Origin of the sequence: Oscillatoria nigro-viridis PCC 7112 (assembly GCF_000317475.1) — a bacterium.
Classification (GTDB): domain Bacteria; phylum Cyanobacteriota; class Cyanobacteriia; order Cyanobacteriales; family Microcoleaceae; genus Microcoleus; species Microcoleus nigroviridis.
The window spans coordinates 4633696-4656533 of record NC_019729.1 but is presented as its reverse complement, the minus strand read 5'-3'; the positions used below and the strand labels follow the sequence as shown (position 1 = coordinate 4656533).

18 protein-coding genes, 1 tRNA gene and 1 CRISPR repeat array are annotated in these 22838 nt (G+C 45.4%); of the genes, 9 read left to right on the top strand and 10 right to left on the bottom strand.

Features of this window, described 5'->3' with window-relative positions; genetic code table 11:
• Positions 1-157 precede the first annotated feature (157 nt).
• Positions 158-3844 carry an oxoprolinase family protein gene (locus OSC7112_RS19575; RefSeq protein WP_015177529.1) on the bottom strand — a complete coding sequence of 1229 codons (3687 nt, stop codon included), beginning with the start codon at positions 3842-3844 and terminating at the stop codon, positions 158-160.
• Between the two features lie 186 nt (positions 3845-4030).
• The gene (locus tag OSC7112_RS19570; protein ID WP_015177528.1) at positions 4031-4900 is read right to left on the bottom strand and encodes a M20/M25/M40 family metallo-hydrolase; all 870 of its coding nucleotides are present in this window, start codon (positions 4898-4900) and stop codon (positions 4031-4033) included.
• A 47-nt stretch (positions 4901-4947) separates the two neighbouring features.
• On the opposite strand from OSC7112_RS19570, the gene OSC7112_RS19565 reads away from it, so the two are divergent.
• The 4 genes from OSC7112_RS19565 to OSC7112_RS19550 are packed head-to-tail and all read left to right on the top strand — an operon-like array spanning position 4948 to position 7560.
• Entirely contained in the window at positions 4948-6120 is a 1173-nt protein-coding gene (locus OSC7112_RS19565; protein ID WP_015177527.1) for an AAA family ATPase, read from the top strand.
• A gap of 1 nt (position 6121) precedes the next feature.
• Positions 6122-6793 carry a hypothetical protein gene (locus OSC7112_RS19560; protein ID WP_015177526.1) on the top strand — a complete coding sequence of 224 codons (672 nt, stop codon included), beginning with the start codon at positions 6122-6124 and terminating at the stop codon, positions 6791-6793.
• A 51-nt stretch (positions 6794-6844) separates the two neighbouring features.
• On the top strand, positions 6845-7144 hold the full coding sequence (locus OSC7112_RS19555; RefSeq protein ID WP_015177525.1) for a hypothetical protein: 300 nt from the start codon (positions 6845-6847) through the stop codon (positions 7142-7144).
• Complete coding sequence (locus OSC7112_RS19550) at positions 7141-7560, top strand: type II toxin-antitoxin system VapC family toxin (RefSeq protein ID WP_015177524.1); 420 nt, start codon at positions 7141-7143, stop codon at positions 7558-7560. The genes OSC7112_RS19555 and OSC7112_RS19550 overlap by 4 nt, the downstream gene beginning before the upstream one ends.
• 13 nt (positions 7561-7573) lie before the next feature.
• Here OSC7112_RS19550 and OSC7112_RS19545 read toward each other — a convergent pair whose 3' ends face one another.
• Positions 7574-8647 (bottom strand): DMT family transporter, encoded by a 1074-nt coding sequence (locus OSC7112_RS19545; RefSeq protein ID WP_015177523.1) that lies wholly within the window; start codon positions 8645-8647, stop codon positions 7574-7576.
• Positions 8648-8921: 274 nt separating this feature from the next.
• Here OSC7112_RS19545 and sppA point away from each other — a divergent pair, with 274 nt between their 5' ends.
• The 3 genes from sppA (at position 8922) to OSC7112_RS38395 (ending at position 10787) form a co-directional block, all read left to right on the top strand.
• Positions 8922-9740, top strand: a complete 819-nt coding sequence (sppA, locus tag OSC7112_RS19540) for a signal peptide peptidase SppA (protein WP_015177522.1) — start codon at positions 8922-8924, stop codon at positions 9738-9740.
• A gap of 138 nt (positions 9741-9878) precedes the next feature.
• Complete coding sequence (gene aroH, locus OSC7112_RS19535) at positions 9879-10286, top strand: chorismate mutase (protein WP_015177521.1); 408 nt, start codon at positions 9879-9881, stop codon at positions 10284-10286.
• A gap of 321 nt (positions 10287-10607) precedes the next feature.
• Positions 10608-10787 carry a hypothetical protein gene (locus OSC7112_RS38395; protein ID WP_150111563.1) on the top strand — a complete coding sequence of 60 codons (180 nt, stop codon included), beginning with the start codon at positions 10608-10610 and terminating at the stop codon, positions 10785-10787.
• 17 nt (positions 10788-10804) lie between these two features.
• A CRISPR array of direct repeats spans positions 10805-11871; the repeat unit is 36 nt; unit sequence GTCTCCTTTACCACTTCCCCGAGAGGGGATTGAAAC.
• 364 nt (positions 11872-12235) lie between these two features.
• Here the strand turns inward: OSC7112_RS38395 and crtR are convergent.
• Positions 12236-13126 carry a beta-carotene hydroxylase gene (crtR, locus tag OSC7112_RS19530; protein ID WP_015177520.1) on the bottom strand — a complete coding sequence of 297 codons (891 nt, stop codon included), beginning with the start codon at positions 13124-13126 and terminating at the stop codon, positions 12236-12238.
• Between the two features lie 432 nt (positions 13127-13558).
• Between crtR and pyk the strand changes: the two genes are divergently transcribed.
• A complete protein-coding gene (gene pyk, locus OSC7112_RS19525; RefSeq protein WP_015177519.1) occupies positions 13559-15346 on the top strand; it encodes a pyruvate kinase in 1788 nt (595 codons plus the stop codon).
• Between the two features lie 94 nt (positions 15347-15440).
• A tRNA-Thr gene (locus tag OSC7112_RS19520) sits at positions 15441-15512 on the top strand.
• A 462-nt stretch (positions 15513-15974) separates the two neighbouring features.
• On the opposite strand, the gene OSC7112_RS19510 is transcribed toward OSC7112_RS19520, so the two are convergent.
• The 6 genes from OSC7112_RS19510 to OSC7112_RS19485 all read right to left on the bottom strand — a co-directional run bounded on the left by OSC7112_RS19510 (position 15975) and on the right by OSC7112_RS19485 (position 22781).
• On the bottom strand, positions 15975-17033 hold the full coding sequence (locus OSC7112_RS19510) for a potassium channel family protein (RefSeq protein ID WP_015177518.1): 1059 nt from the start codon (positions 17031-17033) through the stop codon (positions 15975-15977).
• A 420-nt stretch (positions 17034-17453) separates the two neighbouring features.
• Positions 17454-20267 carry an AAA-like domain-containing protein gene (locus OSC7112_RS19505; RefSeq protein WP_041622629.1) on the bottom strand — a complete coding sequence of 938 codons (2814 nt, stop codon included), beginning with the start codon at positions 20265-20267 and terminating at the stop codon, positions 17454-17456.
• A 19-nt stretch (positions 20268-20286) separates the two neighbouring features.
• Complete coding sequence (locus OSC7112_RS19500) at positions 20287-20802, bottom strand: type IV pilin-like G/H family protein (RefSeq protein WP_015177516.1); 516 nt, start codon at positions 20800-20802, stop codon at positions 20287-20289.
• Between the two features lie 107 nt (positions 20803-20909).
• Positions 20910-21431, bottom strand: coding sequence for a type IV pilin-like G/H family protein (locus OSC7112_RS19495; protein WP_015177515.1), 522 nt, complete (start codon positions 21429-21431; stop codon positions 20910-20912).
• A 116-nt stretch (positions 21432-21547) separates the two neighbouring features.
• Entirely contained in the window at positions 21548-22108 is a 561-nt protein-coding gene (locus tag OSC7112_RS19490) for a paraslipin (protein ID WP_015177514.1), read from the bottom strand.
• A 127-nt stretch (positions 22109-22235) separates the two neighbouring features.
• Positions 22236-22781: an NfeD family protein gene (locus OSC7112_RS19485; RefSeq protein WP_015177513.1), complete on the bottom strand. Its 546-nt coding sequence runs from the start codon at positions 22779-22781 to the stop codon at positions 22236-22238.
• Between the last annotated feature and the right edge of the window lie 57 nt (positions 22782-22838).

The window sequence follows — 22838 nt, the reverse complement described above, 5'->3', positions numbered from 1 at the left end:
GGAATGTGGGTTATCTCGTTTCCAGTAGCATCAGAATGATACCGAGGAAACAGCGAGTGCCTAATTCCCTACTCAATTAATTGTAGGGACTTAAGCACTCGCGGTTTCCTGACTGTAGGTAATATTAATTCCGATCCTAGCGGAGTTGATATTACTACTATAAATAACCGTATCCTCCACCCCCCGGAGTCTCAATGACAAACACATCCCCCGACTGCATTTCCACACTCGCCGTACTCCCCAAATCCTCAACTTTTCCATCAACTCTTTCAACATAATTCCGCCCTACTTTCCCCACTTCACCCCCATTCAAACCGCAGGGAGAAATCACCCGCCGCCCCGATAAAATTCCCGCCGTCATTGCCTCCCGAAATCGTACTCGCCGCACAACTCCATTCCCCCCGCGATGATATCCATTCCCGCCGCTATTAGCCCGGATTGCAAAACTTTCTAACAACACCGGAAAGCGCCATTCTAATACTTCTGGGTCAGTTAAACGCGAATTAGTCATGTGAGTTTGCACCGCATCAGTACCGTCAAAATCTGCACCAGCACCCGAACCGCCGCAAATAGTTTCATAATATTGATAGCGCTGATTTCCAAATGTAAAATTATTCATAGTTCCCTGAGAAGCCGCCATCACTCCCAAAGCACAATACAAAGCATCCGTAATATTCTGCGATGTTTCCACATTTCCGGCAACTACCGCCGCTGGATAGCGAGGATTCAGCATACAGCCTTCGGGATTGATGATTTCGAGAGGTTTCAAACAGCCCGCATTTAGAGGAATATCGTCATCTACCAACGTGCGGAAAACATACAAAACAGCCGCTTTGCAGACGGCTGCGGGAGCATTAAAATTGTTAGTTTGTTGACCTGAAGTGCCAGTAAAATCTATTTTTGCACTGCGCGCAGATTTGTCAATTGTAATCGCTACCTTAATTTGTCCGCCACTATCCATCGGATAAGTAAACTCGCCATCTTGCAAAACATCAATTACCCTGCGTACCGACTCCTCAGCATTGTCTTGTACGAAGCCCATATAAGCTTGCACAGTCTTTAATCCATAATGCTCTACCATCTTGAGAAGTTCTTCTGCGCCGCGCTTGTTAGCAGCAATTTGTGCTTGCAAATCGGCTAGATTTTGAGCGGAATTGCGAACAGGAAAATTACCCGCTGTCAAAAGTTCTAGTAATTCTTTTTCTCGAAAATTGCCCTCGCTTACTAACAGGAAATTGTCAAGCAATATACCTTCTTCAGTTACTGTTGTACTGTTAGGAGGCATGGAACCGGGAGTAATGCCGCCGATGTCGGCGTGGTGTCCCCGCGAGGCAACATAAAACAAAGGAAGGGAGGAATCGCGATCGAATACTGGAGTAATAACGGTGATATCGGGTAAATGCGTGCCGCCGTTGTAGGGATTGTTAGAAACATAAACATCGCCCGGTTGAATCGCATTGCCTCGTGCTAAAATTAAAGCTTCAACGCTTTCGCTCATCGAGCCGAGATGTACGGGAATGTGCGGGGCGTTGGCAACTAATTGCCCGTTTTTGTCGAAAATTGCACAGGAAAAGTCGAGGCGTTCTTTGATGTTGACTGAGGAACTTGTGTTTTGCAATGTGACGCCCATTTGTTCGGCGATCGCCCGAAACAAATTATTAAAAATTTCCAGCAAAACTGGATCGGATGTAACCGCAGATAAACGCGGATGAACGCGGATACTATCTGCGTCCATCTGCGTGCATCGGCGGTTCAAAATTAGATCGTTATTTTCGGTTATTTCCGCTTCCCAGCCCGGTTCTATGATATTAGTTCCCGTTGCCTCAACAATCATAGCAGGGCCGCTAATGCAGTCGTGCGATCGCAAATCATCTCTCTGATAAACAGGCGTTGCCCGCCACCCGCCAGCAACATACATTTGCACGGTTGAAATTGGTTGCACGGGCAAGATGCCCGTGCCACAAGAGGGGGAAATTGTGGAGGCTTCCGGCACATCCATTCTTTCTACAACTTCCACCGAAACCGCTTCCACAATCAGCGGTTTTTCTGGCATAATAAAACTGTAACGCTGTCGGTGGGCTGCTTCAAATTCAGCCTGCATTACCTCAATCTTGTCAGCAAAATTTACCGCCAAAACCGAGTCACTTCCCTGATATTTTAAGCGCAACTTCTTAACAACTAAAACCTCTGACTTATCCTCTGTGTTATCTGCGCCTCTGCGGTTCAATTCCCTCTTTCCATCTGCCTCCAATTCGGTTAAAATATAATGCAAATCAGGTAATAATGCTGCATTTAATTGTTGCTCGATCGCCCTTTCGCGAATAGCCCGCACATCAGCCAAACCCATACCGTAAGCCGACAACACGCCCGCATAAGGGTGAATAAATACCCGTTTCATCCCCAAAGCATCGGCGATCGCACAAGCGTGTTGGCCGCCCGCACCGCCGAAACAGCACAATGTATACTCCGAAACATCGTAACCGCGCTGAAGCGAGATTTTTTTGACAGCATTTGCCATCTTTTCCACCGCGATCGCCAAAAAACCCTCCGCCACCTGTTCCGCCGTCCTCTCGCCCCCAATTTCCCCCGCTAATTGCCCAAATTTTTGCTTTACTACGTCAGGGGCGATCGGCAAATCTCCATTCAATCCAAATACTTTCGGGAAAAAATCCGGTTGAATTTTCCCCAACATCACATTGCAATCAGTCACAGTCAAAGGGCCGCCTTTGCGATAGCAAGCGGGCCCAGGATTGGCCCCCGCAGACTCCGGCCCGACGCGGTAGCGAGCCCCGTCAAAAAAGACAATTGAACCGCCGCCGGCTGCGACAGTGTGAATTGCCATCACGGGCGATCGCAATCTCACCCCAGCAATTTCCGTCTCAAATTCGCGTTCGTATTCGCCGTTAAAATGGGCAACATCTGTGGAAGTTCCGCCCATATCAAAGGTAATAATTTTATCAAAACCTGCCTTTTTGCTCGTTTGAACCGCACCGACAATTCCCCCAGCAGGCCCGGATAAAATACTGTTTTTTCCTTGAAATTGTGTCGCTTCCACTAAGCCGCCGTTGGACTGCATAAACATTAATTTGGGTGGCGGGCACGGGGAGGGCGGGCACGGGGGCACCGCCCCTACAGGAGATAATTGACTGGTTACTTGTTCGACATAACGCCGTAAAATCGGAGATAAATAAGCATCGACAACCGCAGTATCTCCCCGCGAAACCAGTTTCATCAGCGGGCTAACTTCGTGAGATACTGAAATTTGAGTAAAACCAATTTCTCGGGCTATTTTAGCAACTTGTTTTTCGTGTTCCGAGTAGCGGTAGCCGTGCATGAAGACGATCGCACAACTGCGAATTCCCTCATCGTATGCTTGCTGCAAACACGGGATAAACTCGGGATTGACAGCAGTTAACTCCTCACCTTGAGCGCTGTAGCGTTCCGCAACTTCAATAACTCGATCGTACAGCATTTGGGGCAAAACAATGTGACGCGCGAAAATATTCGGGCGGTTCTGATAACCAATTCTCAGCGCATCGCCGAAACCTTTAGTAATTAACAGAATTGTGCGATCGCCCTTTCGTTCCAGCAAAGCATTTGTCGCCACCGTCGTCCCCATTTTAATCGCTTCAATTTGTGCAGCGGGTATCGGAAAATCTGCGCCAATTCCTAAAATATCGCGGATTCCTTGAACTGCCGCGTCGGTGTAGCGTTCCGGGTTTTCCGACAGCAGCTTGTGAATGACTAATTTACCGTCGGGGTTCTTGGCGACAATATCAGTAAAAGTGCCACCGCGATCGATCCAAAATTGCCAGCGAGTGCGATCGTCAAAAACAGCATTCATATCTTTTTCCTGAGTTTTATTGTTTGACTGATTCAGAATTATTAAACAAAAATATCGGCAAGTCAATTCATAAATTTCATAAAATTCAGAACCTCAGACTCATAAAAATCATATCTATTTCTCTCTCATCTTCTCTTTCCTTCCTTCGCGCCCTTCGCGCCTTCGCGGTTCGTTAAAATAAAACTGCTATATATATCGAATAGCCTCAACCAATCCCTGACAAACACCCGCCAGAAAATCCAAATCCAAAGTTTCAATCCGATCGCTTTCTCGATGATAGTGCGGATTTCGCATATTAGCAGTATCAGTCACCATAATAGCCGGATCACCATTATCCCAAAAAGGAACATGATCGCTGCGGCGAGTATCCGGTACAATTAAACCTCGATTCGGCACCGGCAGCCACTCGCAGGGCTGACCCGATTTGCGAATTTTGCCACTCAAATTAATCAAATCGGGAACCGTCCGCAAAGTGCCAATTAAAGCAATAAAATTGCCACTATTTGGATAAAAATATTTCAACCCAGCGGGATAGCTTTGAGAATTAGAATTATGGTTGCAATAACCCAACATTTCCAAAGAAATCATTAACCGGATTGACTTTTGCTGTTGCTTGTATTTAGCTGCATGATGACTGCTGCCCAAACAGCCGTATTCTTCCATATCGAAGGCGACTAATTGCACTGGATATTTGAGCGGCGCAGATGCGATATCCCTTGCGAGTTCCAGCAAAACAGCAACACCTGTAGCATTATCATCGGCCCCAGGCGTTCCGGGTACAGTATCGTAATGAGCACCAATTACGATCGGCTTTTCTTGCTTCTTTTCTTGCTTTCCCCCCTTAGCAAGGGGGGGACTGAGGGGGGGTAAATCCAAGATAAAATTGTGATGAATTCGCCCGCGAACCGAAAAATCGTCAATTTTTACAGTTCCCCACTGTGCCCACTGTTCGCGGATGTATTGCTGAGCATAAAAATGCCCTTCGGATGCGAGGTATGGGTTGCGATCGCGTACAATTTGAATCAGATGGCTGTGCAGGCGTTCTTTGAGATTCATGCGATCGGAGATACAATGAGTACATTAAGATTATATGGGATTGAATTATGATTGGAGAAGTCAGAATCGAAAATTATAAGTCCATTCAAAAGCTGAAGCTAGAATTAGGACGAGTAACTGTATTGATCGGTGAAAATGGTTGCGGAAAGAGCAATATCCTAGAGGCGATCGCCCTTGCTTCTGCTGCGGCCGATGACAAGCTGGATAACGAGTTTTTAGCTTCTCGGGGCATCAGAGTGACAGAACCTCAATTTATGCGATCGGCTTTTGAAATTGACAATTTGATTAAAGATATCAAAATTGACTTAAAAGGGAATGAGGTACAACCATTCAGTTGTATTTTACAAAATGATAATTCTCCCTATTCTCAGTGGGTTAGGAAAAACTTTTTGGGCGATCTTGAAACATTTCTCAAAACTGCTGTTAAGAGTGTGAGTGACAAATACGGTGGCGACGAAAAAATCCGCTCTATTTTATTAGGAGAAGAAACAAATTTTTCACAACAAGAACTATCAAAATTTGCAAAAGAGTTGCAATCATTTTCGCTGATAATTTCTCTCAATAATTTTATAATTTATTCTCCTGAAAACCAAGCCTTAAGAACTTTTGAAAAAGAAGGTCAAATTCAACCATTAGGCATTAAGGGTGAAGGTCTATTTAAACTTATTAACTTTTTGAATTCAGATAAAAATCAAGACAAGCTTGATGAAATCAAACAAAAGCTGCGCTTAATAGATTGGTTTAAAGATTTTGAAGTTCCTCAAAATTTAGCAGCAATGCAAACTTCTATCCAAATCCAAGATAGGTACTTAGATAAGGATTTAAGTTATTTCGACCAAAGAAGCTCGAATGAAGGCTTTTTATTGTTACTGTTTTACTTTACCTTGTTTATCAGCGATATCACTCCCAAATTTTTTGCAATTGATAACATTGATGCTTCTCTTAACCCCAGATTGTGCCGCCGATTAATGCAAGAATTAGTCGAACTAGCCAAGAAACATGATAAACAAGTCATCTTTACAACCCACAACCCGGCAGTTTTGGACGGTTTGGATTTAGAGGATGACGAACAGCGACTGCTTGTGATTTCTCGCAACCAATTAGGTTATACTAAAGCCAGACGCATTCTGGGCCCCAAACCTCTAGAGGGCCAAGAACCAGTAGAATTATCAGAGGCATTTTTGAGGGGCTATATCGGCGGACTTCCTAAAAATTTTTAATATGATTAGTTTTGGATTGGTTACAGAGGGACTTACTGACCAGATTGTTATTGAGAATATTTTAGCTGGATATTTCAATAGTCCAGATTTAGATATCAGACAACTTCAACCAGAAAGAGATAAAGACAATGAGAATAAATCCACATACGGCGGCTGGACTCTAGTTTTTAATTATTGTAAGTCAAGAGATTTTCAAGAAGCCTTGCAATTTATTGACTATATCATTATCCAAATCGATACGGATGTTTCAGAAGATTATAATATCCCCAAGCAAGATGAAAACGGTGAGTTTACTCCCCAGCAGTTAATTGCAAAAGTTATTGAAAAGTTTAGAAGTGCGATAGGCGATAATTTTTACAGCAAATATCAACAAAAAATTATATTTGCCATCTCCGTACATTCTATAGAGTGTTGGTTGCTTCCACTGTATTATACCGACAAAAAGAAAAAATCTCAATTTAAGAACTGTCTCGATACTTTAAATCCGCAAGTTTATAAAAAACACAAGTTTAGGATCGATGCTAAAAATCCTGAATATTATCGAATAATTTCAAAACCCTATCGCAAGCATAAAGTTTTGATGAACCATTACCCAGAAAATCCCAGTTTAAACTTTTTTATAGAAGAGATTAAAAGCAGAGATATTAAGATTGGTGGTGAAGAGGATTGGTAATGCAGCAGGTTGTTATGTCCTATAATAGAAACATAGTTATCGGAGATTACCATGCAAGCATACAAACTTAGAGGTAAAATCGATGCAACTGGCAACTTGGTAGTTTTGGAATCCGTGGATATGCCGCCGGGAGATGTAGAAATCATCGTCTTGCAGCTACCTGATACGGTTAAACAAGTCAGCGCGTCAGAAAATGCGATCGCACCTGAAGCAGCTAAAAAAAAGTTTAAAACTAACGTGAAGGCATTTCAAGGTTTATTCGATCGAGATGCTGTACCGGAACCGCTGGATTTTGAAGATCCAGACAAACAAGCAAAATGGGAATATTTAAAGGAAAAACATAACTTGTGAAAATCCTGATAGACACCAATATAATAGTAGATGTTGCGCTTGAGCGAGAACCTTTCTCTGCTGAGAGCGATCGCATTTTAACCTTAGCTGAAGAAGCACAAATTCAAGGCTATATTTCAGCCTCTACTTTTAGCTATCTTTACTATATTATCCGCAGAGACAGAGGCCGCGATTGGACGCTGGATTTTTGGCGGCAGTTAGCCACATTTTGTCAAGTCGCAACAGTAGATAACTCAGTTATTTCAATGGCATTAACTTGCAACTTCAAGGATTTTGAAGATGCGATTCAGTACAGCACTGCTGTAATCAATCGAATTGATGCCATTGTCACCCGCAACCCGCGAGATTTTCCGGTTATTACTCCTAGGATTGTAACTCCAAATCAGTTAATTCAAGAATTAACCAATTCTCCCTAAATTTCTCAAAGCGCTAAACTTCTGATTCCAGTTCGCTAACCCGCAACTGCACGGGTAATTCTACAGAATTCAAATCAGACGACTCTAACAATCCTGCTGTTTCAACTTCTGCACTCGCTTCACCGTGCCGCACTTTTCGCAATTTATCACCCAAAGTATCCCGCTGGTTGATCAAATAAATACTCACCAAAGTCAGCCCAACTCCCATCGATTGCAGCGGATTGAGGACTTCGCCCAACAACAAGTTGCCGAACACCAAAGCAAATACAGGCGTAAGAAAGGTAAGAGAACTCAAACTTGTTAGACTGCCACTGGAAGCAAAATAAAAGAATAAACCGTAGGCGATCGCACTTCCGAACACGGTAGAATAACCTAACGCCATCCAGCCGGAAAAATCGATATTCACAAACTGCTCAGACTCAGTTGCAGCCGAAATTGCCAACAGCGGCAAACCGCCCAAAATCATGTGCCAACCAGTCGCCACCACCGGGTCAACATAACGGCAAACCCAGCGCACCAAAACCGTACCCACAGCCATCGACAAAGCAGCCAACAGCATCAACCATTCTCCACCCTGAAACAACTGTTCGATACCCGCAGAAACCGGCGCGTTTTCAGGATGCAAAAGCCCCAAAATCCAGCCATCGGGCAACCCGATCAAACTGATGCCCGCAACGCCAATAACTAATCCCAACCAGCCCCAAAAACCTATTTTTTCTTGAAACAGCCACAAACACAAAATCGCCACAGCTAGCGGTTGAGAATCAATCATCACCGAACCCAAGCCCGCACCGGTTCTCGCCAAACCTTCGGCTAAAAAGCCTTGAAACAAAGTAGCGTCAACCAAAGCAAACAGCGAAATCCACAGCCAAGCTTTCCAACCCTGCGGCTGCGGTTTTCCCATGAATGCCGCCGCCAGCAGCACTAACACGCCCGCAGGTACTAAACGCACGAATGCCACAAACAGCGGCGTTGTGTGCGGCATCACCCCCTTCATCGCTACCATCGCGGTTCCCCAGAGGAAAAACGGCGCAATTAGCAACAGCGGGGCAAAAGGCAGTTTAGAATCGGTAAGTTTTAGCTGCATGGCGGAGACTCCAAATAATTGATGAGAGTGGCTCTCAGGAGAATGATGTAGATTTGTTAAGCAATTTTTACAATTATATATTATTGATGTTGGGTTAAGTGCGATCGCATAAATCTCGGCCATGAGGAACAGGCTTTCGGGCCCGTTCCACAAAATCAAGGTGGAACAGCCCCGAAAGCCTGTTGCGAACACAGGCACAACATCTACCCCGATGAATAAGGCACACTATAAGAAGTTAGCTACAAAAATCCGTAACATTGCCTGTACACAGCCCATGATTTGGCCATTCAAGCCCCGCTACCGCAAACAAATCGCCCGTATCGAAATCACCGGAGCCATTGCCGGAGAAACCCGCAAACGAGTCCTAGAAGCTCTCAAAACCGTTGAAGAACGCAAATTTCCCGCCCTGCTGCTGCGGATAGACAGCCCCGGCGGCACTGTCGGCGATTCCCAGGAAATTTACAGCGCACTCAAGCGTTTGCGCGAAAAAGTCAAAATTGTCGCCAGTTTCGGCAATATTTCAGCTTCTGGCGGAGTTTACATCGGCATGGGAGCCGAGCATATCGTTGCTAATCCCGGTACAATTACCGGCAGCATTGGCGTGATTATCCGGGGCAACAATCTAGAACGGCTGTTAGAAAAAGTAGGTGTTTCTTTTCAGGTGATTAAATCGGGGCCGTATAAAGATATCTTGGCATTCGATCGAGAATTGACCGATCCCGAACAGCAAATTCTGCAAGACTTGATCGACACCAGCTACCAGCAATTCGTGGAAACCGTTGCCGCAGCCCGTTCATTGGCTGTTGAAAAAGTCAAAAGTTTTGCCGACGGTCGGGTTTTTACCGGTCAGCAAGCCTTAGAATTGGGTTTGGTCGATCGACTGGGAACAGAAGAGGACGCTCGCCGCCTTGCCGCCGAACTCGCAGGCCTCGACCCGGACAAAACCGAGTCTTGCACGCTAGAAAAACAAAAACCTTTCCTAAATCGCGTCTTGGGGAGTAGTCTGGATATATCCGGGCTTTGGGCTTACAATAATTTGCTGGAATTCGAGCTTTCTACTAGCGGTTTGCCGCTGTGGATGTATCGCCCGTGATTAAATAGTCAGTTGGCAGTGGGCAGTAGTCAGTTGGCAGTGGTAATTGGTAATTAATAATTGGTAATTGCAACTAGCAACTGACAACTAGCAACTGACAACTAACAACTGACAACTGACAACTGACAACTGACTAAAATGGAGGAAATTTGCGTGGAGTGGCAAGTGCGGGGGATTCGTGGGGCAACTACTGCTAGCGAGAATTCGGTGGCAGCAATTCGAGAAGCGGTGAGAGAATTGTTAGATGAATTAGAAGCAAAAAATGATATAAATCCCGAATTAATTATTAGTGCTACGTTTTCTGCTACTCGTGATTTAGATGCTGTGTTTCCGGCTGCGATCGCCCGCGAACGTCCTCACTGGTGTAATGTTGCTTTGCTCGACGTACAGCAAATGCACGTTGAGGGTGCTTTGGAACGCTGCATCCGGTTTTTAATTCTCGTTAACTGGCCGGCACATACTGAAATTTATCATCCTTATTTGCGGGGAGCTCAAAATTTGCGCCCCGATAGGAATTTAGCGGTGGCGGTGGCTGGGGAAAAGTAGACTTGGCGATTGTGAAAGTCGATCGCCCCCCGAAAACTCAAAAAGTCAAACATTCCTAGACTCACGGGCCCCCAGAAACCGGGTTTTTTCCTCAGAAGATGCCATGCAGCCGACGAAAACCGCAAAAACCCGGTTTCTTTGATTTTGTCGATCGCCCCGACAACTCAAAAAGGGATCTCGTCCGATTTGACTCTCATTCTTGTTGACAAGTTGCAGGTTAAGGTGTATTGTGAGTTTGCGAGTTGCAAAGCTCGATCGCTCCAGAACGTTGAAAATTGCATAGTTTTATTTTGGATCTGCGGCTAGTTTCAGTGTCGCAGAATGTCAATCGACGCACCTCGGGCGATCGGCAAAACCCTGATTTTATCGTTGAGGTGCGTCGATTGCTCTCATACCAAGGGTTACGGCTTGCAAGCAACTGAGCTTATTGCAGGTTTTACGGTCTTATTGACAGGTAAAAAATGGTGCGTCGATTTGAGGCTTGAAACCCTTTCTGGGTAAGGCTCCCTGGCCGAAGAGTCTCCTTTACCACTTCCCCGAGAGGGAATTGAAACATCATTGTGCTGGTTCCAGTGGAGCTAACTCCACCAGAGTCTCCTTTACCACTTCCCCGAGAGGGGATTGAAACCTTCTTTTTGACAAATTTCGCAGAAGGTAGAGTTGTGTCTCCTTTACCACTTCCCCGAGAGGGGATTGAAACTGTTTAAAAATATCCCCTCTCAAACAGATGTCAAGAGTCTCCTTTACCACTTCCCCGAGAGGGGATTGAAACACCGACATTGTGCCGGCATCGAAGTCTCCTTGAATGTCTCCTTTACCACTTCCCCGAGAGGGGATTGAAACACCAATCACCGTTAAAGGTTGTGAAATTTGCCAAAAGTGTCTCCTTTACCACTTCCCCGAGAGGGGATTGAAACGCTTACAGTAATAAGCTCGGCACGAAAATCCTCTGTTTGTCTCCTTTACCACTTCCCCGAGAGGGGATTGAAACCTGATTTTTCCCGACTTTTTTTTGAACCTCCTCCTTTTGTAAATGTCTCCTTTACCACTTCCCCGAGAGGGGATTGAAACAAAGTGTTTCCGACCCTGTAGTTCATGCCCTTCGTCTCCTTTACCACTTCCCCGAGAGGGGATTGAAACGCAACGTGATAGTCGCGATATTCATTTGACTCCTTGAATGTCTCCTTTACCACTTCCCCGAGAGGGGATTGAAACAAAACCTTTCCCTTCTTTTTGCCCTTCTGACGGAGTCTCCTTTACCACTTCCCCGAGAGGGGATTGAAACATTTCACTATCTCCTGGCTTCCAAACCAGAGCGTTGGAGTCTCCTTTACCACTTCCCCGAGAGGGGATTGAAACACAAATCTCCCGAAGCTTTTGTGTTAATGCTAATACAAAAATAATGTCTCCTTTACCACTTCCCCGAGAGGGGATTGAAACGTTAGCTGTCGCTAACCGTAACCTCTATCGTAACTTCGGTCTCCTTTACCACTTCCCCGAGAGGGGATTGAAACTCCTTTTTCCAAGGCATCTTGACGTATGGTGTTGAGTCTCCTTTACCACTTCCCCGAGAGGGGATTGATATCAAATCCCCTGGCATCGGAATTAATCTTACCCACAGTCATGAGGCGGCAGTACCTTTCGTCGTGTCAACTTAAGGTAAAACCGATAGTCCGTCAGGGGTTGAAACCCCTGCCTCAAAGTGAAAGTCCTCTCAAAGAGGACTAATGAGTTCTTCAGTCGTCTTTGAGAGGACTTTAGCTATAAGCCCCGTGGAATTCATTCCCAGGCGGACTGCCGGGTGGGAGAACCAGCGGACTAAAAGCTTAAGTTGACACCACCAAAGGCACTACCGTTTCCCTACTCAAACCGTTACCCCCAATTGCCTTTGCCTTCTTCCTTCTGCCACACAAAAAAACCCCGGTCTCTCAAAGAAACCGGGTTTTTTGTCAATCAGACGCTTTCTTGTGATGCAGCCTAATCCCTAAAAAAATGTCATATATAAAACTCCAAAAGTCCTTTTTCCCTTCCAATATTCCCAAAGTTTGAGGAGAACCTTTCTCATCTAACAGTGGCTTCACAGCCTCATAAGCAGGCTTGTAATTGTACCAAGGAATCGAAGGCCACAAGTGATGAATCAGATGATAATTCTGCCCCAAAATCAAGATATTTAGAATAGGGCTAGGATATACTCTGGCATTTTTCCAACGATCGCGCTCGTGAAACGGACGGTGCGGCAAATAATCAAAAAATAACCCCAAGGCCAACCCCACCACCAAAGCAGGAGAAAACCAAAAATTCATCACGTAACCTAGTTTGTCGTATAGAATGGCAATATACACCACCGCTACGACAAACAAACGGCTGAAAAACCATTCCCAAAGTTCATTTTTCCGCCACAGTTTGCGCTTAAAAAAGAATATCTCGTGGTAAAAAAACCTCGCAGCAATCAACCACAAAGGCCCGCCCGTCGAAACATAATGGTCTGGATCGTTATCGGGATCGTTAACGTGGGCGTGATGCTGGATATGTACCCGCGTAAACACCGGAAATGCAAAACCCAACATCAGCGCGCTACCGTGTCCCAAAATAGCATTGATCGTGCGATCGCGGTGGGCCGCATTGTGAGACGCATCGTGAATCACAGTTCCCGCCATGTGCAAAGCCAACACGTTCAATAAAAAACAGCACCATTGGGGCCATTCCCAATACCAGAAACCCAAGTAAGAAACCACGATAATCACTACTGCACTCAAAAACAGCAGTAGTGTCGGATTCAAGTCACCGGGAGGACTCAGAAACTCTTTCGGCACTGTCAGCGGCCGTCCTGCCTCCGACATCTTTGTTAAGACTCCTTAATATTTCACTCTTGCGTAGTATAAGATACAAGCCGGACAATAGTAAAGTTTTATGAAAGAACAAAGTCCGATCGCCAGAAACTAACCTCTGCACAAGCAGGAAAGTATTCCTGTTGTACAAGGATACCAGTGCTAGATTAGCCAAAAGAGCTGAGCAGACCAAATAAAATCAATGGGTATGTCTGTATTTATGTCAAGCCTGAGAGCGGAAAAATTTGCAAAACAGGGCGCTACCCAAGAAAAGATTACCGATCGGTAAAAAGTCAGATATTCTATATATTGTTCAATACTTGCTTTTTTGACGACTATCAAAATTTTTAAGACTTGAGACTAGCGTCATTGCTTGTAGTGCAAAGATGAAACGTTAGCCGAAATTTAAACAAGAAATCCACCTGCCTCCCCAGAACACCGCTGATGCAATTGCCAAAAGCCCTACGCCGGACTAAAATCGTCGCCACCATTGGCCCAGCAACTTCGGACCCACAAGTGCTGCGCCAGCTCATAGAAGCCGGTGCCACAACTTTGCGACTCAACTTTTCCCACGGAACAGAAGAAGACCACCAGCGCAGCATTCGCTTAATCCGGCAAACATCCTTTGAACTCAACCAGCCGGTTGCCATCCTCCAAGACCTCCAAGGGCCGAAAATTCGTTTAGGGCGCTTTGAGACAGGATCTATAGTTGTCAAAAACGGCGATCCTTTCATTCTCACCAGCCGCCCGGTTCCCGGCACCGAACTCATTTCTTCCGTCACCTACGACCCCCTAGCAGAGGAAGTTCCAGAGGGATCGATGATTCTGCTAGACGACGGGAAAGTGGAAATGCTGGTGGAAAAAGTAGACCGCGCGGCGCGGGAATTGTACTGCCGCGTCGTCGTCGGCGGGCCGCTTTCCAACAACAAAGGCGTGAATTTTCCGGGAGTTTACCTGTCAATTAAAGCGCTGACTGATAAAGACCGCAAAGATTTAATGTTCGGCCTCGACCAAGGTGTCGATTGGGTGGCCCTGAGCTTTGTGCGGAATCCCCAAGATGTGCTCGAAATTAAAGAGCTCATTGCCAGTGCGGGCAAGCAAGTACCGGTGATTGCCAAGATCGAAAAGCACGAGGCGATCGAACAAATGGAGGAAATTCTCACCCTTTGCAACGGCGTGATGGTCGCCCGCGGGGATTTGGGAGTGGAACTGCCCGCCGAAGACGTGCCGATTTTGCAAAAGCGCCTGATTGCTACCTCCAACCGCCTGGGTATTCCGGTAATTACCGCTACCCAGATGCTCGACAGCATGGTCAACAATCCCCGTCCCACCCGCGCCGAGATTTCCGACGTAGCCAACGCGATTCTGGACGGAACTGATGCAGTGATGCTATCGAATGAAACTGCTGTCGGCAAGTTCCCCGTCGAAGCGGTGGCGACAATGGCGAGAATTGCGGTGCGGATGGAGAAAGAAGGAATTAAACGGAATATTAGGAATGTAGAAGATATTGGTCGATCGATCCCCAACGGCATCAGCCAAGCAGTCAGCCAAATCTCCGAACAATTGAACGCCGCTGCCATCATGACGCTGACCAAAACCGGCGCCACAGCCCGAAATGTCTCGAAGTTCCGACCCAAAACTCCGATTTTGGCAGTTACTCCTCACGTAGACGTAGCCCGACAACTGCAATTAGTATGGGGAGTCAAACCCTTGCTGGTGCTGGATTTGCCCTCCACCGGCCAGACATTTCACTCTGCCATGACAGTCGCTCAGGAAAAAGAGTTAGTCTGCGACGGAGATTTAGTGGTGATGACCGCCGGTACTCTGCAAGGGGTTGCCGGATCGACGGATTTGATCAAAGTTGAAGTAGTGACAGCAGTTTTAGGCAAAGGCACCGGTGTCGGTTTGGGATCGGTGAGTGGCCTGGCCAGGGTTGCTCGCACTGCAGCAGATGTAGGCAATTTCCACCCTGGAGAAATTTTGGTAGTGGAACACACAAGCGTCGCTTTTGTGGAGATGATTCGGAAAGCCGCAGGTGTGGTGACGGAGGAGGACAGTTTGACTTCTCACGCCGCGATTATCGGTTTGCGCTTGGGCGTGCCGGTGATGGTGGGCGTAAAGAATGCCACGCGCGTAATTCGGGACGGAACTATGCTGACGCTGGATATGCAGCGGGGTTTAGTTTATTCCGGGGCCAGAGGCGGCTCAACTGACACGGAAGTGACCGTTTAACTGTTGGTGAGCTAGGAGTTGTGGAATTTTGAATTAAATTCTACAACTCGTTGCTTTTTTCGCTTAGGTTGTGCTATAATCCAAAATTGTCTGTGCCGATGTAGCTCAGGGGTAGAGTATTCGATTCGTAATCGAACGGTCGTGGGTTCAAATCCCACCATCGGCTTTGGGTTTCAGCGATTTTTGTCTATGACTTGTATATGATTGTTGCAAATCTGTAGCAAAACGCAGTTAAACTGCTCAAAAATGCTCTGGGCAAAGTAGCCGAGAGCATTTTTATTTGCCCTAAATCCTTGTGTGGTGGAGATGGTGAATTTTTTAAATTCATATCGTTTCCGGTTGCATCGGTATTGTTCAAATGTTCAAACAGTCAGTTGTCATATCAATTCCGGTTGTATTGGAATGATGAAACCGCAGAGGACACAGAGGATACAGAGAAAGGGAAGAGAGAGATGAATAATTCCGATGCCAAGGGATTTGATCTCATATCGTTTCCGGTTGCATTGGAATAATAAAATCGAGTCAACATTTAACACTCAACAATTCAGTTTTTCGACCCACAGTCAACAGTCAACAGTCAACAGTCAACAGTCAAGAGGAGTGCAACCGGAATTGATATGACATCGTATTAGTTCGGGGGCCGGGGGAGGCGAAAACTCAGGGGACTGAGGATTTGATTGAGAGTTCGCAGTTGTTCCGCAGTACCCAAACAAATCAGCATATCTCCTCCTTCGATCGCAGTTTCTCCGGTAGGCCCCACAATCAAAGTCCCGCCAGCGCGCCGCACTGCTAAAACCAATGCCCCCGATTGCGATCGCAACTTGGCATTTCTCAAAGTTTGCCCGACGTAGACACAAGTATTGGGATCGACCAAAAATTCTTCCATGTAAAAAGAACTCTCGGTGCCGGTCAAAACACCGTCTACAAAATCCATAACTTGAGGCCGCAAAGCAGCCGCCGCCATGCGCTTTCCGCCGGTAATGTAGGGGGATACGACGGCATCGGCGCCGCCCCGCTGCAACTTCTTTACGGCTTCTTCTGTGGTGGCGCGGGCGATCGCCCGTACCTTCGGATTCAGAGTTTTCGCCGACAGCACAGTGTATAAATTCTCGGCATCCGAAGGCAAAGCTGCTACTATGCAAATTGCGCGATCGATCCCGACATTCAGCAACGTTTCGTCCAGAGTCGCGTCTCCTTGGACAGCCGTGTACCCCAGCGCCAAAGCTGCCTCAACCGACGGCACCGCCGAATCAATCACCACAAAAGGGATATTTTCTGCCTGAAATTCCAAAGCAATCTGACGCCCAGTGCGCCCAAAACCGCAGAGAATGTAATGCCCGATTAAAGAATCTACCAAACGCCGCTGCTGCCTAATTCTTGCTCCTTCTTGAAAATATCCTTGAATCAGCGCTTCTGTAAAGCGGTTGACGATGAAACCTATCACAATAACGCCCATCAAAATCAGGCATATGGTAAACATTCGCCCGCGTTGACCGAGGGGGTGAAGTTCACCGTAGCCGACAGTTGCTAGGGTAAATACTGTCATGTAAGCGGCATCGAGCAAAGGCCATTTTTCCACCTGCCAATACCAGAGAGTACCCGTGCATACAATGCCCCCAAGGGCTAGGACTCCGCCCATTAAGTCTTTTTGCAGGCGCTGGTACTTTTTCTCTAAAGTTGAATACACCGATTGGGCTGACCTATTACCTATTAGCTGCTACCAATTTTAATATCATGTCCGGTCGATTACCCTGATTCCTGTAGGGGTTCCCCTCACCAAATATACCTGCCAACAATCTCCAATCTCACAAACGGGCCCCGGCAATTGTATTATGGGCGATCGATCGGACATAATATAACCATATCAGCCCTAGACGCAGGGGGCGTCAAAAAGCCAGTTTCTGTCTAGATACTTTGCTGCCAAACTCAACATTTTGACAATCAAGCATCCAGGATACAAGCCGCCGGATTCATCCGTGGGGAAATAGAAAACCTGTATCCGATAAAGGAGCCCCCGAATTTATCCGTGGGGTCAATGCTTCAATCTAAAATCTAATCAATGCTTCAATCTAAAATCTAAAATCTAAAATCTAAAATCGATTGACTCTTAACCCGGTTTTTTTTGCGTGAGTTCCGACCCAGTTCCAATCCCGTCGCAGAGGTGGCGATTGTTTGGATTGGCGATCGGATTTGTCTGAAAATAATTGCGGGCTCCATTGCAACCCTGCACCAGCAAATCGTCAAGATTAAGATTCCACAGCATCACCGTACCGTCAGCACTAGCACTAGCGATCGCCTTGCCGTCTGGACTAAAACTCGCACTCCTAACAGCATCCTTGTTACCTTTTAAAGTTTTGAGCAATGTACCGTCAACGTTCCACAGCCTCACCATTTTGTCTGTGCTTGCAGATAGCAACATTTGACTGTCGGGACTAAAGCTGATATTTGTCAATCCACTTGTATGCTTGAAAATACTTAGCGGTGTGCCGTCTTGGCTCCAAATTCTCGCAGTTCCCCCAGCACTTGCAGCCGCCAGCATTGCTCCGTCAGGACTGAAAGTTACAGTCATAATTTTATCACTTTCCATCTGTAAAGTTCGGAGCAATTTGATATCGGTGCTTGCTTCGATTGACTGCTGTTTTTGCATTTTTTCCACAACCTTTGTCAAACTCCAAAGTTTAACAGTGCCATCAGTGCCAGCCGCAGCAATTATCTGACCGTCAGGGCTAAAACTCGTGCTGGTTATCCAACCTCGCTCCACTTTTAAACTTAACAATTCCTCACCGTTTATTTTCCAGAGTTTAACTGTTCCATCGGTACCTGCTGAAGCAATAATTTTACTATCTGGACTCAAAGAGACGGTTGTTATTTTACAGTTCTGTCCTTTTAAATCATGAATTAATTGACCATTCTTCTGCCAAATTTTGACAGTTTTGTCGTCGCTGGCAGAGACAATGAGCTGACCGCTAGGACTGAAGATGGCATTTCTAATTTTAGCCGTATGACCAGTTAATGTTGCTTGCAAAGTTCCCTTAGTTTGCCACAGTTTGATAGAATTATCATCGGTAGCCGTCACAATTGTTTGACTGTCGGGACTGAAACTCGCGAAAGCCAAGGTACTGGCTTGAGTCTGCAAGCGGCGGCGTTCCCGAAAGCTGTAAACAGCCTGTTCGAGGGCGATCGCCGCTCGCATCTGAATATCTGAACTAACTCCTAGCGATCCTTTCATTTCTTTAACAGCTCTAATGCTTTCTAGCAAAGCTTCTTCTTTTTTATCTGCGGCAAATAGCGTTTCTGATAACAAAGTGAGAGTGAGAATTTTGTTGTTTCTTTCTTCGATTGACGGTTTTACCCAAAAAGCTACTATCAGAATTGATATTAATATGACTGCGGCTCCTGTAACTGTTTGCACTCTCAGTTGTTGCTCGCGCCACAGTTTAACTGCAATCGCTTTTTTCTGCTTTTGTGCTTCGCTTAGTTCCTCTAGTAACTTTTTTTCGCGGCGCAGTTGTTCAATTTCAGTTTGAGTTTGTTTTTCGCGATCGCGCAATTTGGCAAATTCCGCTTCTTGACTCGCACCTAAAAATTGATAATCTTGGGTGCTCAAGCTTTTATTTGCCGCCCACTGTTGGGCATCTTCCAGTGCTTGACCGCGCAACAAGCGAGATTCGTCTTGACAATTTGTAGCTATCCATGCTGTTAGGGATTCAGCATAGGGGCGCAAGTCGCCGAGTGCTTTTTCTACCCAGTTGTGGCTGAATATAGCTGCGTAAATGCGGTTGGATACGGTTAATTTTCCGGCTCGTTTTACTACTAATCCGCTCAGCCGCAATTCTGTTTGTTCGGGAGTATCATCAGCGCAAATTCCTCCTGCCAGGGCGGGCACGGGGGCACAGCCCCTACAATCGGGGGGTTCTGAAAGTGGCAATATTTTTTGATATAGCCCTAATAACCTACTGGCGCGGTGCTGACTTCTGAGAAGGCGATCGCGAATTGTTTTGATGTGTACCGGTTCATCGGATGATTCCCAATTATCAATAATATCAGCTTGCACTATCTCGCTAATTAATAATTGATTAGTAGTAAAAAATTCAGTTTTGCTTTCATCCGTTGATTCTGATATAATAGAAGCCGACGCTAAGCTTTTTACATGGTGCAAAATCAGCTTGCAAAGCTTTTGAGTCAGAAATGGCTGCCCTCCCGTCCAGTCCAAAATCTCTTTTAGAACCTCTTGAGGATTGTCTACTTTTCCCTCAAATCCCTTTGCTAAAGGCAGAGCTTCTTGTAACTTAAAACCGTGCAATTCAATAGCTAACCCGATATTAAAGGGCGTGCGAGTTGCATCGCTAATTAAATCCGATGGCGTAGCTACTCCCAGCAAAGCAAATGTAAGGCGCTGGTATTCTGAATTGTGAGCGCGTTTATTGTAGCAACATCTAATTAATGCAAAGAAATCGTCTAGCGGTTCTTGGAAACTCAGAACGCTATCAATTTCATCAATAAAAATGACCAGGTTTTGAGAAATTTTGACCAGCAGCAATTCTTCAATTAACTCTCCTAAACGCTGCACCGGCGACATCAACTCTCTCTCCCGCCACCAAGCCATAAACTCAACTGGGTTAAACAGGTTGAAACTGCACAATAGTTTGTAAGCGACGCCGCCGTACCACTTATCCAGAGAGACTTGCTGGTTGCCAATGTCCGAAAGGTCGATCGTAGCACAGGCAATGCCATCAGCCGAGAGTTTTTGTACAGTTCGCACCAGCAAACTGGATTTGCCCATTTGTCGGGAATTGAGCACGTAACAAAACTCTCCGGCTTTGAGGGCTTGATAAAGTTCTGAGTCAGCTTGTCGCACTACATAAGTAGGTGAATTTTGCGGGAGACTGCCGCCGATTTGATATTGGTAATCCACTGTCATTATATTGCGTATAGTTAGATTATCTGGTAACTGGTGTTGTGCCTTTACCGCAGGCAATTTTACCATTTTCATAGGTGGGTTCCACTGGTTCAATTGTACCGGGAGAATCAGCTTGGCAGAATATGGACGTTGTAGTTATTTCCTCTTTAGCAGCATGGGGCTCAAAGTTTTTAGCAGGAACTAGAAAGACACCGCCGACATAACTTTTTAAGTCTTTTTTCTTGGATAGTCCATAATTAAATACTGCTTTCTTAGTGGCACGAATTGAATACTTGAAATTTGTTGTCTCGGTTTTAATCCCAATTCCCAAAGCATCAACAGAAGTAGCAAAAGCATTTTTTTCTATAAATAGAGCTTGCTGTGCGCGGTTCATTGAGCTAACATACAGTTTTGCTTCGGGAATCCTGCAGCTATGGCTAGTATTAAGAAATGATGGCAGAGCGATCGCGCCAATTACTCCCATGCCCATTAAAAGCAATAAGCATCCGCAACCGTTAGGTAAAATGCTAGCTGATTTAGAATCTTGTTGACTCATAGTTTTTTATCCTCCCTGTTAGTAGTAAAGACTTTAGTCAGACAAATCTCAACTGAATGCCGATTTGATATTAGTAACCGACTGTCATTATCTTGCGCATAGTTAGATTATTTAGTCACTTGTCTTGTGCCTTTACCACAAGCAATTTTACCATTTTCATAGGTGGGTTCCGCTGGTTTAATTGTACCGGGAGAATCAGCTTGGCAGAATATGGATATTGTTGTTATTATTCCCTCTTTAGCAGCATTGGGTTCAATTTTTTTAACAGGAACTAGAAAGACACCGCCGACAGAACTCTTAAGTTGTGGTTGCTTAGAGACTCCATAATTAAAAGCAGTTTGCTTTGTGGCGCGAACTGAATACTTGTAATTTGTTGTCTCCGTTTTGATCCCAAGTTCCAAAGCATTAACAGAACTCGAAAAAAGTCTTTTTTTGGCAAAATATGCTTGCTGAGCTTTGTTCATTGAGCTAACATACTGTTGTGCTTCCGACTGCTGGCTTCTATTGGTATTATTTAGATAAAATGGCAGAGCTATCCCATTCAATACTCCAATACCGGTTATAAGTAATAAGCATCCACAACCGCGACAAGCTGCATTGCGAACTATTGATTCTTGATTGTTAGTCATGGTGTTGTCTCCTTAAATGGTATATACAATGCGAATTATAGTCGGCGAGGCAGAGCCTCTGGATCTGCGTTACCAGGCTCTGCCTGGTAACGATAAAAAGGAGGAAATACTAATCTCTAAGCTCGCAGCTTTTGTACTTCTTTCCGGTCAATGGATGTGGGCTGAATCACTTTACTGCCGATCGCAAAATCGCGCAATTCCACTCTCGTAAACTTCACACCCCAAGGATCTGTCGTTGTATCCAACTCTTCCACTAAAGCATTATTAATCTCATGTCGAGCCGTGTAGAGTTCCTCAACAGATAATTTAGCAAGGTGAGTGCGAATTGAAAGAATCAGCATATTTAACATCGCTTCCTTGAGATTCTGCACTTTGTAGGAAGCTTTTTCTAAGTCAATGATTCGCCAGTACACAATAAAATCAACGGTGACGGCCACCCGATCGCGCGTCGTGCATTCTTGCGGTGACAGCCTTAAAATTTGCTCTCGCAGAGTTTGTTTATAGGCGACTTGCTCGACAAAGGGAATCAAAAAGGTTATACCCGGTTCTAGTTTTTTTCGATCGTACTTTCCGAAAATTTCAACTAAAGCCTCATCTCCTTGACGGACGATTTTAACGCTGTTGACTAAGGATACTCCGGTGATTGCAAACAACACGGTCAAAAAATACTGATACATAGTGAATTTCCTGGTAAATAGTTGACAGTTGACAGTTGACAGTTGATAGTGATTTCTTAGTCTCTTAGAGAGGGACTTTGTTTGGCAAGAAGCGATTTCAATCGCCTAGTCATAAAAGAACTCAGATTTAGCTGTTGATGTGAATTAATCTGTCAGGTACAACAATCAGCGTGTTTCCTTCGCGGCGCAAAACGTAAACTTTTTGTCTGGGTGCGATCGCCCCTTGGGAATCTTCATTGCGGGCTTTCCACGAAGCCCCTTCATAAATCACCATTCCGGTTTCTCCTGGGAAAATTTCGGAGATTGTTCTCGCTTCCGTTGCTTCGGGAATGACAAACTTTTTGCGAACAATGAAAATCGGTCGAATCCAGATGCTCAGCGCGAGGGCTATCCCCATCCAGTAGAAAATTTGCCAGTCAAAATCTTCATACATTATGTTCGCCCAACTAAACTGAAATGCTACAGATCCTCTCCACAAAATAAAGGATTCAATTAAAGCAGAAGCTCCCATCATTAGCAAGTAAAACCTGTATTTTTGGGGCTGAGTTTTGATAATTAATACCTCCATCGCACTAAGCACAACTCCGATTAGCAACCACAACATCGGGGGGGTGAAGGCGAAACCTGGTTGATTAGTGGCTGACGCCAGCGACCAAATTAGGATAGAATACACAATGCTTTTACCTCGTTGTGATGGGATTCAACCTTGTTATTTCTAATCTAATCAGGT

Excerpts from the sequence above, each read along its gene's own strand:
- OSC7112_RS19575 (WP_015177529.1), bottom strand. The coding sequence starts at position 3,844 with ATGAATGCTGTTTTTGACGATCGCACTCGCTGGCAATTTTGGATCGAT.
- OSC7112_RS19570 (WP_015177528.1), bottom strand. The coding sequence starts at position 4,900 with ATGAATCTCAAAGAACGCCTGCACAGCCATCTGATTCAAATTGTACGC.
- OSC7112_RS19565 (WP_015177527.1), top strand. The coding sequence starts at position 4,948 with ATGATTGGAGAAGTCAGAATCGAAAATTATAAGTCCATTCAAAAGCTG.
- OSC7112_RS19560 (WP_015177526.1), top strand. The coding sequence starts at position 6,122 with ATGATTAGTTTTGGATTGGTTACAGAGGGACTTACTGACCAGATTGTT.
- OSC7112_RS19555 (WP_015177525.1), top strand. The coding sequence starts at position 6,845 with ATGCAAGCATACAAACTTAGAGGTAAAATCGATGCAACTGGCAACTTG.
- OSC7112_RS19545 (WP_015177523.1), bottom strand. The coding sequence starts at position 8,647 with ATGCAGCTAAAACTTACCGATTCTAAACTGCCTTTTGCCCCGCTGTTG.
- sppA (WP_015177522.1), top strand. The coding sequence starts at position 8,922 with ATGATTTGGCCATTCAAGCCCCGCTACCGCAAACAAATCGCCCGTATC.
- aroH (WP_015177521.1), top strand. The coding sequence starts at position 9,879 with ATGGAGGAAATTTGCGTGGAGTGGCAAGTGCGGGGGATTCGTGGGGCA.
- OSC7112_RS38395 (WP_150111563.1), top strand. The coding sequence starts at position 10,608 with ATGTCAATCGACGCACCTCGGGCGATCGGCAAAACCCTGATTTTATCG.
- crtR (WP_015177520.1), bottom strand. The coding sequence starts at position 13,126 with ATGTCGGAGGCAGGACGGCCGCTGACAGTGCCGAAAGAGTTTCTGAGT.
- pyk (WP_015177519.1), top strand. The coding sequence starts at position 13,559 with ATGCAATTGCCAAAAGCCCTACGCCGGACTAAAATCGTCGCCACCATT.
- OSC7112_RS19505 (WP_041622629.1), bottom strand. The coding sequence starts at position 20,267 with ATGACAGTGGATTACCAATATCAAATCGGCGGCAGTCTCCCGCAAAAT.
- OSC7112_RS19500 (WP_015177516.1), bottom strand. The coding sequence starts at position 20,802 with ATGAGTCAACAAGATTCTAAATCAGCTAGCATTTTACCTAACGGTTGC.
- OSC7112_RS19495 (WP_015177515.1), bottom strand. The coding sequence starts at position 21,431 with ATGACTAACAATCAAGAATCAATAGTTCGCAATGCAGCTTGTCGCGGT.
- OSC7112_RS19490 (WP_015177514.1), bottom strand. The coding sequence starts at position 22,108 with ATGTATCAGTATTTTTTGACCGTGTTGTTTGCAATCACCGGAGTATCC.